The organism is Anaerovibrio sp. (assembly GCF_051866355.1).
In the GTDB taxonomy this organism is placed as follows: Bacteria; Bacillota; Negativicutes; order Selenomonadales; family Selenomonadaceae; genus Anaerovibrio.
This window is the reverse complement of record NZ_JBJDWZ010000070.1, coordinates 1-7,491: the sequence shown is the minus strand read 5'-3', so window position 1 is coordinate 7,491 and position 7,491 is coordinate 1. Positions and strand designations below refer to the sequence as shown.

At 44.6% G+C, this 7,491-nt stretch carries 8 protein-coding genes; all 8 read left to right on the top strand.

Annotated features, from left to right (window positions below):
• Nucleotides 1–1,067, top strand: a 1,067-nt coding sequence (locus ACI3UA_RS04205; RefSeq protein ID WP_439723578.1) for a hypothetical protein, incomplete at its 5' end; no start/stop codon positions are given.
• Between the two features lie 5 nt (nucleotides 1,068–1,072).
• Nucleotides 1,073–1,660, top strand: a complete 588-nt coding sequence (locus ACI3UA_RS04200) for a hypothetical protein (RefSeq protein WP_439723577.1) — start codon at nucleotides 1,073–1,075, stop codon at nucleotides 1,658–1,660.
• Nucleotides 1,661–1,671: 11 nt separating this feature from the next.
• Complete coding sequence (locus tag ACI3UA_RS04195) at nucleotides 1,672–2,289, top strand: hypothetical protein (RefSeq protein ID WP_439723576.1); 618 nt, start codon at nucleotides 1,672–1,674, stop codon at nucleotides 2,287–2,289.
• A gap of 17 nt (nucleotides 2,290–2,306) precedes the next feature.
• Nucleotides 2,307–3,791 carry a type II secretion system protein GspD gene (locus tag ACI3UA_RS04190; RefSeq protein ID WP_439723575.1) on the top strand — a complete coding sequence of 495 codons (1,485 nt, stop codon included), beginning with the start codon at nucleotides 2,307–2,309 and terminating at the stop codon, nucleotides 3,789–3,791.
• The gene (locus ACI3UA_RS04185; protein WP_439723574.1) at nucleotides 3,788–5,416 is read left to right on the top strand and encodes a GspE/PulE family protein; all 1,629 of its coding nucleotides are present in this window, start codon (nucleotides 3,788–3,790) and stop codon (nucleotides 5,414–5,416) included. Before ACI3UA_RS04190 ends, ACI3UA_RS04185 begins: the two co-directional genes overlap by 4 nt.
• Entirely contained in the window at nucleotides 5,413–6,471 is a 1,059-nt protein-coding gene (locus tag ACI3UA_RS04180) for a type II secretion system F family protein (RefSeq protein ID WP_439723573.1), read from the top strand. Before ACI3UA_RS04185 ends, ACI3UA_RS04180 begins: the two co-directional genes overlap by 4 nt.
• Complete coding sequence (locus ACI3UA_RS04175; RefSeq protein ID WP_439723572.1) at nucleotides 6,468–6,869, top strand: type II secretion system protein GspG; 402 nt, start codon at nucleotides 6,468–6,470, stop codon at nucleotides 6,867–6,869. Before ACI3UA_RS04180 ends, ACI3UA_RS04175 begins: the two co-directional genes overlap by 4 nt.
• A gap of 20 nt (nucleotides 6,870–6,889) precedes the next feature.
• The gene (locus tag ACI3UA_RS04170; protein ID WP_439723571.1) at nucleotides 6,890–7,369 is read left to right on the top strand and encodes a hypothetical protein; all 480 of its coding nucleotides are present in this window, start codon (nucleotides 6,890–6,892) and stop codon (nucleotides 7,367–7,369) included.
• Nucleotides 7,370–7,491: the final 122 nt, after the last annotated feature.

Below are 7,491 nucleotides of genomic sequence, written 5' to 3'. Positions count from 1 at the left end.
GGCAGATTGTGGATGTTATCGCCGAGGCGGCAGACAAGGCAAAGGCGCATCTGGTATCGATTGAAGCTGCAAGTGTAGCTTTCCTGCGGTCAAGATGTGAGTACAATCAGGAGCAGCTGATACTGTTTTCATTTGCCTCTAAAGCTACATTGATAGGCTTCAGCCACAACGGCGGCATATTCAAAATTGATAATAATGATTTGGCTGCACATGAGTTGTCTTTAATGACTGCCGAAGAGGCGGACATGACCATAAAGGAAGCAATGAGTGCATTTGAACTTTCGGCAGAAAAGACTTTTGAATATCTGAACCAGGATTTGCCGTATGTTGTAATAGGAAGCCCCCTGGCTGATAAGTATGAAATCATTCGTCAGAGAGCTGCCAAACAAATAGCAGTCAATGACATGCTCATCTCAGGAAAATTGCCTGATGACAATGAATATGGCTGGTATTGTGCCATGGGAACTTTGCTGCAATGGGCTGATTTCAGGGCTGATGCGCTTGAAGAATATATTGAGAGTTATGTGCAGGTTTTACCTGGGAATGTGCTGCCGGAGGAGGTTCAAAATAAGTCAAAAAAGTTCTATCGGTTAGAACGTTTTTTCAGCTTTAGCCGTATTGCCATGGTACTGATGGGGATAATTTCATTTGCGGAGCTGGCAGTCATACTGCTATTTTCGGCTACACAGATACCGGAGGGGCTGCAGGAAGATTATGCAAGCGGTCAGGAGAGTATTGCAAATATAGAAAGGGAATTGTCAATCATAGGTGCAGAACAAAAAGAGGATCAGCAGCTGCTGGAGGCATACAGTGCCGCGATGAGCGTAAAGCCGCCGGAGATAGGCTATGTATCGTTTGAGGCAGGCAGTGATACAAAGCCTAATGCGGCAGAATGGGTAAAGATTAAGATGCTGGCAGCGGATCCGTTAAAATTTCAGGCGTATATCAATGATTTATCCGGACTGGGTGTGTTCAATTCGGTGGCAATCCCCCAGATGACAACTGATAATGCCAGCGGGGCCAAGGTGGCCAATCTGGTGTTAGGCAAAAAGGGGGAGGCAAAGTGATAATCATGGACAAATTTAGTGAATTTACAGGAATCCTGATGGACAGGTTCAAATTTCACAGGGAACAGGATGATAGCGGATTACAGGAAGCATACGTGGAGAATAAGGAACATGGCTTTCGGCACTCTAAAAAGTTTAAGTTGGGGTTGTACGTGACGCTGCTGAGCATCTTTGTGTTTGTTACATCGATGCTTACCACTAAAACAATATCGTCTTATTATGAGAAAAGAGAAACAGAAAGGCAGATTGAAACTATGCAATCGTTCCTTAGTGAATGGCATGAAAAAAACAATAAGCTGAACAGTGAAGCCATGCGTCCTGTAAAAGCTGATCAGGTTGATTTGGTGCAGACAGATATAATTTTCCGTTTGCAGGCCCTGGGGGTGAATATCAATACGATTAAGGAACTGAAGCAGCAGGAAAATGATGGCAGGGTGTTCTCGGTGGAGTTTTCCGGTCAATACGAACCGGTTATGAAAAGTGTAAGAAGTCTGCAGGAGAGTGATGCCCTTGTGGGGCTGAAGCATATTGTGCTGCAAGGCAAGGATGGCAGCATATCCTCCAAGCTTACGTACAAAATATACACAAAGTGAGGTGACAACAGATGCCGAATATAGAAATTGATTTTCAGGTGAAAAATAAGAAAAGAATCGCTGTATTGGGAAGCTTGGCGATAATACTGTTGTTATATTCAGTGTATAGTGCATTTTCATCCTCTGAAACAGCTCCCTATTCTGCTCCTGATAATAGCATTGAACATAATAGCATACATGCTGAACAAGTTGCACCAGGACAGCAGGCAGCAGAGCAGGGGCGTGGTGGCAGCAGTTCAAAATTAGCCGCAGGAGATATTTTTGCTGTTAATCCGTTTATAGAACTCAAGGAATTTGATGTTTCAAAGGATAATATTGCGGATATGGCTGCTGCGCATAATAGTGGTACTGTTCCTGCCATACCGCGAAGTGCTAATATTCCGTTGCCGGTCATTCCAAATCATCCTATGCAGCCTGTACAGGCGGGGATGCAGCCGGTCAATAATCAGATGACAGCAGATAGAATTGCGGTACAAGGGATAGCCACAAGTGATAATGGCAATAATATAGCTATTATGGGGGATGGCAGGGTTGTGTCAGAAGGTGATGTCTATCGGGATAACCGAATAGCTTATATTGGCGGTGACGGAATTACTTTCGATAACGGTACAAAAGTAAAGTATGAATAAGGCAGGAGGAGAAAAGAGTGAAATACACAGGATTGCAGAAAAAGATTGCAGCGGTATTGCTGGGACTATCCATATTCAACATAACGTCCATTATGGAGGCAGATACGGCATACGCTGCTACAAAGCAGGAAGCTTCTATTCAGCAGGAGGGGATATACAACCCTAATATCTTTACTGAAAAAATAAAGCGTATTTTGGCGGAATATAATAATGCCAGGGAGCCTGATAAGGAGGACGGCGAGGCAGCTGCTGGACAGGCAGCTGCTGACAGCACTGAAAAGGCAGTTGGTACTGACGAGATGGCAGAAAATCACCGGGAAAAGGTGCAGCTTCCCCAGCCGTACAATGAACAGCATAACTTCCGAAACGAAGGAAGGTATAACTTTGATTGGCAGGGTACTCCCATTGCCCAGAGCCTCTATGCTGTGGCAAAGGTGGCCAACAGGGATGTGGTTGTAAATGGCACCCTGGATGGCAAGGTTTATATGTCACTGCACAATGTGACCTGTGAAAAAGCCATGCAGTATCTGAGCAGTGCCTTCAATTTCAACTGGATGGTGGATGACAACGCCATATTAGTCAGCACTTCGGATACTATGCTGCAATCGAAGATTATTCCTGTTCATCATTTGTCAGATATGGAAAAAGTGACAAATGAGCTGAAGACTCTGGGGCTGGATGAGAGCAACATATTTGCAAATTCGGAAACACGTTCAGTTTCTGTGACCGGGACACCCTATCAGGTGGCTGCCGCTGTCAGGCACATGAGTGCAATAGACAAGCCAGTGAGCCAGTGCCTGGTGCTGGCTCAGCTGATTGAGATAAATCATGGCGATAAGCTGGATTTGGGAATGCAGTATTCACTGCCGACATATTCCCACACTGGTACAACTTCCGGCATTACTGATAGTTCATCATTTAGAGGCAATTGGCTGGAGAAGCTGACGTTTTCTGCCAATGCTACTGCAAGTAAGTCATTGTCAAAAGGCAAGGTGGTTTCCAGACCGATGATTATGGTCATGAATGGCCAGGAAGGTGTTGTGAATTTTGGAGACCAGGTGCCGATACTTTCCAGCACGACGACTTCCAGCTCAACATCTGTGACTGCCGAATACAAGGATATTGGCACCAATTTGACTATTATTCCGGCTATTGATGAGGTAACAGGGACAATAAGCATGAAAATTGCTGCCGAGATAAGCAATATTACTTCTTGGCTCAGCAAGGGCGAAACTACGGCACCGCAGATTTCAACTCGCAAGGCTACTACTTCGGCTCACTTGAAGAGCGGCCAGTCTTTCGTGATAGGTGGCCTGATGAGTGTAAAGGATCTTGATAATCTCAGTGGGATTCCAGGTCTGATGAATTTGCCAATCCTGGGTGAACTGTTCAAATTCCACAGCCAGACTAAGGAATATTCTGAGGTCTACATCATGATAACTCCGTACATCGTGACTGATGACATTGATCCGAAGGCAATTTTAAGGAAGGTGGAGGAATGATGGCAGATTATAGCGAGCTGTACAGAAATCATTTTACAGAGCAGCTGAAGCAAAGCGGTCAGTATGCGGTTGATGATTTGTCCAGGCTGGAAATTCCTGATGATGTGGCGAAGCTGCTGTCAGAAGATATGGTTATTCAGTATCATGTCATCCCGGTTGGGATAGAGGGAAACAGGCTGGTGCTGGCTACTGACACCGAGCAGACATTTAAAATGAAAAATAAGCTGGAAAGTTTGTTGGGAAAAAAAGTCAGGCTGCTGTATACCTCTGAAGAGAGCCTGAAGCTGGGAGCAATGAAGCACTACAATATCTCCAGCTTTAAGAGAAACGGCAATCAGCATATTCAGAATATAGAAACGGATATGACGCCGTTGCAGGGCGCAATCAATACCATGCTGCAGGATGCAGCCAGGCGCAGGGCATCAGATATACACCTCCTGCCGCAATTCCGTGGCTATAGGGTAGTATTTCGTATTAATGGGCACGCGTATGATATGACCGCCAACCATGAGTTTACTGAAAGCCAAATGACAAATGTAGCGAGTCTGATTAAACAGATGGATACCTCCCAATCAGCGGATATGACCAGGACAAACATGCCTAACGAAGGATCGTTTTACATGACACATGGCGGTCAGGATATATTTGTCCGTTTAGAAACCTTGCCGGAAGGAAATGGCGTGGACAGGCTGGAGACCATCGTCTTGCGTTTGCAGCCCCAGGCTGGCAGGAGCGGCAATATCAGCAAAAGGACGTTGGACGATATCGGTTATACAGAGGCTGATCTGAATGACATAAAGCAGGTGCTGTACAGAAATCCTACTGGCCTGTGTATCATATCCGGCCCGACAGGCAGCGGCAAGACAACAAGCCTCCATGCGGCAATACATTATGTTCTGGATACTAGGCGGGAGCCGCTGAATGTGATTGAGATAGCGGAGCCGATTGAGATCTATGAAGATGAATTTACTCAGATTCAAATTCACAAGGCTGATAATGAGGGCAATAATCTGTCTGGTGAAAAGATATTGGAAGCTGTGCTGCGTTCCGATCCGGATATTATATTGTTCAATGAGATCAGAAATGCTACGGATGCTACTGTGGCAACACAGGCATCCAATACCGGGCATCTGGTGTTTTCTACTGTTCATGCTGGTGATTGCATAGGAACTATCCTGCGCCTTTTGGATTTGGACATCTCCCGGACAACCCTGCTCCTGGAAACAAAAATCATAATGGCGCAGAGATTGGTGGCAACGCTTTGCCCGCATTGCAGGCAAAAGCATATTCTAACAAAAGAGGAAAGAAAACTGCTGACACCTGATGAGATAGCCAGATGTGAGGATAAATTGTTTGAAAAGGCGGACAGCCTGATAGCAGCAGGCTGTCAATACTGCAACAACGGTCTTTCAGGGCGAACGGCAGTGGTGGAGTACGTTATTCTCAATACAGAGATACGTGACACATTACTGCGAAATAATGATTTTAAGACCATTAAAGATGTTCTCTTGCGCAATGGTTTTAGATCAATGTGGGAAAAAGGTATGAATATGGCGCTGGATGGAAGAATTGCCCTGAGTGATTTAATCCAGGCAGTAGGCCGGGAGGAGGTGAATAAGTTATGATTTCAAAGAAAAACCTGAATGATTTGTATCAGATATTTATCATTATCGAACAGAATACAATAGCCGGACTGAATGTGCTGGATGCACTGAAGCTATATGCCAAAAACAGCCGTCCCTATGTACAACAGGTACTGGATTCAGTGCAGCATGACCTAGAAACAGGCATCAGGCTGCCGGATGCTTTTGCAAAGCATCCTAAGTTATTTCCAAATTATATTGTGGAGATGATGAAAGTCAGTGAAGGAACCGGCCAGGCTGAGGAAGTCTATAAAGAAATAGTGCGTTCATTGGAGCAGGAAGTGGATTTGCGGCGCAATATCGGCTCCCAGATGGGGCAGGCGGTATTTTTGCTCATATTGCTGGCTATAACAATAGGTATTGTCATCTTTGTAGTGCTGCCATCCATGGGGAGATTTATGGGAAGCCTAAACATGCAGTTGCCATTATACACAAAGGTGATGATCGATATTGGCATTTTTGCAGAAAACTATTGGTTTATTGTCTTGCCGGGAATAGCGTTGACTGTGTTTGTTATGATTTGCTTTTTCCGGGCAAATCCGGAGAAATGGGCCAGGCTGCAGCTTAACATGCCTGTCTATAGGCCGTTGGTGTTTTATGCTTTGCAATACAGGTTTTGCCTGGTTCTGGCATTGTGTAAAAATGCCGGACTGGATACAATCCGGGCACTGGAATTTACGGCATCCGGCTCTGATAATATACTGATGTATGAATTGATTGCCAGAGTTCTCAATGAAATAAGACGTACCGGCGGCAGTTTCACTCAGGTGCTAAAGAAAATGGACGTGGAAGAGGTTTTAGATGAATCTATCTATATGTTTTTGGAAGCTGGCGAAAAGAGTGATATGGGTGAGATGATGTTCAAGCGGGCAGCATTTTACAAAAAGCAGCTTGTGGTGGAATCACAAATGTTCAACACAAAGTTGTCAAATATTTTGCTTACGCCTATTTTTGCTGTCTTGGGATTGATCATGTTTGCTGTTTTATCCCCATTATTTAATATGATGGGGCAGATAACAGGCGGAGGTATTGGATGAAAAGGTATAAGGCGCATGGATTTATCCTATCTCAAGTGGTTATAGCTGTATTGATTATAGTAATACTGGCAGCCGTTGCAATTGTTGGCGGAAGTTCATATATCAATGCAGGAAAACGCAGTACAGCAGCGGCTGATACGGCTGCGCTAGGGGGTTATATCGGGCAGTATCGTATGGAAATTGGTTCTTATCCTGCAAAACTGGAGGATTTAACCAAAACCCAGGGGCAATATGGCCCTTGGATAAGGGAAGTTCCAAGTGATCCATTTGGAAATGCATATCAGTATAGCAGTGATGAGCAGAAGGGATTTGTTATATTCAGTGTGGGTCAAGATGGCCAGGCATCCAGCAGCATTGACAGTGGTATCTGTGGGGATGACATTGGCTATAGTGAATAATTTTTAAGGAGGAATATTTTATGACAACAATAATGGGGTTACCAGTTATATCATCGAGTAATAGAAACAGGTTCAAAGTAAAAGGTTTGGCATTATCAGGTGAAACCATGATGTATGTACTGTTTATTGTTATCATCATGGCAGTCGTGGTGTTAAACTGGAACAAAGTATTGGATTTAGGGCGATTAGGCTCTCAGTATTTGGAAATGTCTAATATTCAGACTGCAGCATCCAGCTATGCGGCGCATCGCAGGGATGGAGAGGGGCCGTCAAGTATGCAGGATCTGATCGATGGTGTATCTGCTGCTGACAGTATCACTGGCACAGCTGTAACGGATTTGCTGAACGGTGATAGCGGACGATTCAAGGGCGGTGTATACAAAGATGCCTTTGGCAGTGATTTTGTGTTCGGCACAGATGCGAAGGGAAACAGGTATATCGCATCACCAGGTCCTGACCGGCAGGCCGGTACTGATGATGATTTGTATGCGTATTATTAATATGTTTGTTCTGTCCAATTTGGACAGATTGAATGTTCTAATAATGTAAGTGCAAACACCCTTGATTTGTCATTTATGATGAATCAGGGGTGTTTTATGATGGTTATTTGCTTCGCAAGGAA

Coding starts and splice junctions, on each gene's coding strand:
- ACI3UA_RS04170 (WP_439723571.1), top strand. CDS start 6,890: ATGACAACAATAATGGGGTTACCAGTTATATCATCGAGTAATAGAAAC.
- ACI3UA_RS04200 (WP_439723577.1), top strand. CDS start 1,073: ATGGACAAATTTAGTGAATTTACAGGAATCCTGATGGACAGGTTCAAA.
- ACI3UA_RS04195 (WP_439723576.1), top strand. CDS start 1,672: ATGCCGAATATAGAAATTGATTTTCAGGTGAAAAATAAGAAAAGAATC.
- ACI3UA_RS04180 (WP_439723573.1), top strand. CDS start 5,413: ATGATTTCAAAGAAAAACCTGAATGATTTGTATCAGATATTTATCATT.
- ACI3UA_RS04185 (WP_439723574.1), top strand. CDS start 3,788: ATGATGGCAGATTATAGCGAGCTGTACAGAAATCATTTTACAGAGCAG.
- ACI3UA_RS04175 (WP_439723572.1), top strand. CDS start 6,468: ATGAAAAGGTATAAGGCGCATGGATTTATCCTATCTCAAGTGGTTATA.